5 protein-coding genes and 2 pseudogenes are annotated in these 3,148 nt (G+C 49.3%); all 7 read right to left on the bottom strand.

Annotated features, from left to right (window positions below; translation table 11 throughout):
- Positions 1 to 182 (bottom strand): annotated as a pseudogene (locus RMO27_RS02320) (hypothetical protein); the annotation flags it as partial.
- A 70-nt stretch (positions 183 to 252) separates the two neighbouring features.
- Complete coding sequence (locus RMO27_RS02315; RefSeq protein ID WP_309728671.1) at positions 253 to 912, bottom strand: hypothetical protein; 660 nt, start codon at positions 910 to 912, stop codon at positions 253 to 255.
- A 165-nt stretch (positions 913 to 1,077) separates the two neighbouring features.
- Entirely contained in the window at positions 1,078 to 1,422 is a 345-nt protein-coding gene (locus RMO27_RS02310; RefSeq protein ID WP_309728669.1) for a hypothetical protein, read from the bottom strand.
- 63 nt (positions 1,423 to 1,485) lie between these two features.
- On the bottom strand, positions 1,486 to 1,755 hold the full coding sequence (locus RMO27_RS02305; RefSeq protein WP_309728667.1) for a GlsB/YeaQ/YmgE family stress response membrane protein: 270 nt from the start codon (positions 1,753 to 1,755) through the stop codon (positions 1,486 to 1,488).
- Positions 1,756 to 2,031: 276 nt separating this feature from the next.
- The gene (locus RMO27_RS02300) at positions 2,032 to 2,211 is read right to left on the bottom strand and encodes an NblA/ycf18 family protein (RefSeq protein WP_309728665.1); all 180 of its coding nucleotides are present in this window, start codon (positions 2,209 to 2,211) and stop codon (positions 2,032 to 2,034) included.
- Positions 2,212 to 2,249: 38 nt separating this feature from the next.
- Positions 2,250 to 2,714: a BON domain-containing protein gene (locus tag RMO27_RS02295; protein WP_309728664.1), complete on the bottom strand. Its 465-nt coding sequence runs from the start codon at positions 2,712 to 2,714 to the stop codon at positions 2,250 to 2,252.
- A 36-nt stretch (positions 2,715 to 2,750) separates the two neighbouring features.
- A pseudogene (locus RMO27_RS02290) lies at positions 2,751 to 3,148 on the bottom strand (signal transduction histidine kinase (STHK), LytS); the annotation flags it as partial.

The raw sequence follows: 3,148 nt of genomic DNA, 5'->3' as shown, positions 1-3,148 counted from the left end.
GCTTCTGCTCTGCTTTTTTCATACCAGACTTTGGTGCCGACTAGTTGCTGTTCAATCTGGCCTTTGATCCGGCCGTAGCGATCTCCATAGCGCAGATCCAATTGCCGATCGACTTCAGACATCCTTGCCTTGAGCCGTGCGGACTGTGCTTGCAGCAGCGGAAAAATTGAGAGAGTAAACATAAGTCGCGCTCCTGATTGGTGATGCAATTGTCTAAAATTTTTCGAGTACTGCTAGCGAACACTGTCCCACTTACTCACGCTCGGGTAGAGTGTTGAGCCGAGGGTTGCGATGACCGACAGCCGAACCGATCAATGACGATACCAAGCCTAAGAGGGAACCAAAGACGAACGACCAACTAACTTTAGAGGTATTCTCAGCAATCTCGCGAGTTTGTTGGGCGGTGATATTTGGGGTCTTGGCAGCAACTTGGCCGGGGGTAGTTGGCACAACTGAGGGGTTGACTTGACGCACCTGATTGATGACACCACCAGCATTGGAGGCAGCCACCCCAAAAGCACCAGAGACGCCGCTAGACAGCAGCCAAGCACTCAGAGCTAGCATCGATGCCCAGAGGATCGCGCCATTCAATAAGGCGGTGTTGCGGCTCATCCGTCCAGCCGTGCGTGCCGCAGTCCAACCGCCAGCAAACAATGAGATCAGCAAACTGACGATCGACCAAATCCCGATATTGACACCTACGCCACCAGCATCAGTTCTCGGCGCGCCAGAGTCACCGATCGCGCCAGCACCGACAGCTACGCCTAATGCGCTTAAGACTAGTTGCGTACTTAAAGCAACTACCAAGCCAGCCACGATCGGACCCCACCGCACTTGATCGTGATAGTTGGCCGCGACCACTGGTAGGGTGCGCTCGCCAATATAGTCATTCGGTCTATCTATATAAGCCATGATAATTCTCCAAAAATTGTAAAGTAAACAGACGGTGCATCCTGAAAATTTTTAGCCCTAACGATCGAGATCGAGCCGCTACTGTCATAGCTAAAGTGAATCAAAAACTGGCTTCATTCGCAGACACTTAAAAGCAATGGCTAGTAACGTCGATCGAGCTATTGGTTAGCTATTTTTGAGTTTGTCGATCGCTTTTTCAACTTGTTTGACTACTGGCAATTTAGTATCGCTAGAACGATACATTTTGTCTCGATCAGCAGCATTGGGTTGGACTTCATTGAGTGCGCCCTGCGAGCGTTCCTCGATCGACTTGAGCGAGTTAGCCGGATTGTCCAATGCCTCTTTGGACTGTTCTTCGATCTTGTCTAGCTGTTCTACACCTTTGGTCACGGCACTCTGACCGGCTAGTGCTGAGAAACCGCTCCCAAATGCCAGGATGGTAGCAAAGAACATCGCCAAGAACATCCGCATCGGTCGGACAGATCCAAAAAAACTGGATATATGTTTCATATCAAAAACCTCTAAATAGATTGACAACAATTAAATTTGCAAGTGGGCGAAAAATCGCTATGGCTAGATATTTCTACGTGCGACTAGACCATAGAGATAAATCGCAATGATGGCACCTAGTACGGCCACAAACACGCCAGGGATACTCAATCCAGGTGCTGCCAATTGCAGGGTGCCCGTCAGAATAAAAGTATGTAACGTCCCGCCGATAAAAGCACCGATTACGCCTAACAGCAGAGTTGACAACCAACTACCGCCTTGGTCACCAGGCACAATCGCTTTGGCAATCGCACCGGCTAGTAAACCTAAAACTACCCAAGCAATAATATTCATAATGAAAATTCTCGATGTAGGATGATAATAGTAATCTAGCAGTCATGCTAGTTAAACCCTTTCCCTCAAGTGGATGAACTCTGGATTACGAGCAGGTGTCAATGGACAGAGATCTAGTTTTTAATTTTGACAACCAAAAACTCATCGACCAATTTCACAAATAATTGCCAATTAGCTGATATTTGATGTCCGATCGTGGCCGATATCCACCAGCTCAGATCGTGAAGATTTAGTCATACCCGCTCGTCAATCCCAGCGTTAGCAAACTGTGGTAATTTAATTGAGACTACCGGTTTTAGCCAATGCCCGAATGACATTATCTTTAACCATTAACTGGCGAAAGGCTTCGACGAGAAATTCCTGAGCGCGATCTGGACTTAATTCTTTGACTTGTTGGGTGTATTTTGCTAGGGAAAACTGTTGTTCGAGACTGAGTTCTAATGCCAATATATCCACGATCTTTACCTCAGTGATTAGTTTAATAATCGCGATGTTTAGGGCTTGACCGTAGCTTTGACGATCGCGCGTTTGACACCTTTAATTTGGAGTGCCAAGGGTTCAATTTTGGCGAGTTGGTCGGACTTGGCGACCGTGCCGGCGATCGTCACAGTGGCATCTTTAGCCTCGACGGTCAGTTTGCTACTGGGGATATTGGCCTCTAGCTTGCCACGGACTTCGCTAGCCAGATCGCCAGCATCTCGCACTTGGGGATTCCCGCCAATATTGTTGCGTTGCTCCCGTGCGCGAATATCTGATTCGATCTGCTTTTTGCGAATCGGATTTTGGGCATCGCCTTTGTCGTCAGCATTGGCGGCGGGAGATGCTTGCCCGGTGGTAGTTGTCGAATCTGGGGCACCAGATGAAGTTTTGGAGGCATTGCTGCAAGCCGATACCGTCAATGTCAGCAACATACTCCAGCTCAATAACTGGATCGAACTGGGGATAATTATCTTAGACATATCAAATTCCTCGATTGCGATCGGGTCAGCAAATGGTTAGTGTTCTAGATATTGGGTTTTAACTGGTGAGGCCAGATCGGCTGGATCGCTAGCTAAGTCTGTGATATACCAATCTTGAATCCCCCGCCGCGTAAAAATAGCTGCTGCTTGCTCGATCTCGGCAGCCGTTCCCTCGACGATAACTAAATAATTGCCAGCCGCTACGCGATCGCCATACATACTAGCATGTTCGTCGGGGATACCCAGTCCGGCTAAACCGCCGGCCAAGCTGCCAGCGGCTGCGCCGATCGCCGCGCCTGAAGCTGCTGTTGCCAAGGCCGTCGCCGCTGCGCCAGCGAGCATCACGGGGCCGATACCCGGAATTGCCAAAGCACCTAGACCTACTAATAAACCGGTCGCGCTCCCAAATGCCGTCCCCGCGATCGCACCGTTTT

Origin of the sequence: Chamaesiphon sp. OTE_75_metabat_556, from assembly GCF_031378165.1 — a bacterium.
Lineage (GTDB): Bacteria > Cyanobacteriota > Cyanobacteriia > Cyanobacteriales > Chamaesiphonaceae > Chamaesiphon.
Note: the sequence above shows the minus strand (reverse complement) of the source record. Positions and strands in the feature narration are given on the sequence as shown.

What these genes read in the sequence shown, in the direction of transcription:
- RMO27_RS02315 (WP_309728671.1), bottom strand. Translation starts at nt 912, where the DNA reads ATGGCTTATATAGATAGACCGAATGACTATATTGGCGAGCGCACCCTA.
- RMO27_RS02310 (WP_309728669.1), bottom strand. Translation starts at nt 1,422, where the DNA reads ATGAAACATATATCCAGTTTTTTTGGATCTGTCCGACCGATGCGGATG.
- RMO27_RS02305 (WP_309728667.1), bottom strand. Translation starts at nt 1,755, where the DNA reads ATGAATATTATTGCTTGGGTAGTTTTAGGTTTACTAGCCGGTGCGATT.
- RMO27_RS02295 (WP_309728664.1), bottom strand. Translation starts at nt 2,714, where the DNA reads ATGTCTAAGATAATTATCCCCAGTTCGATCCAGTTATTGAGCTGGAGT.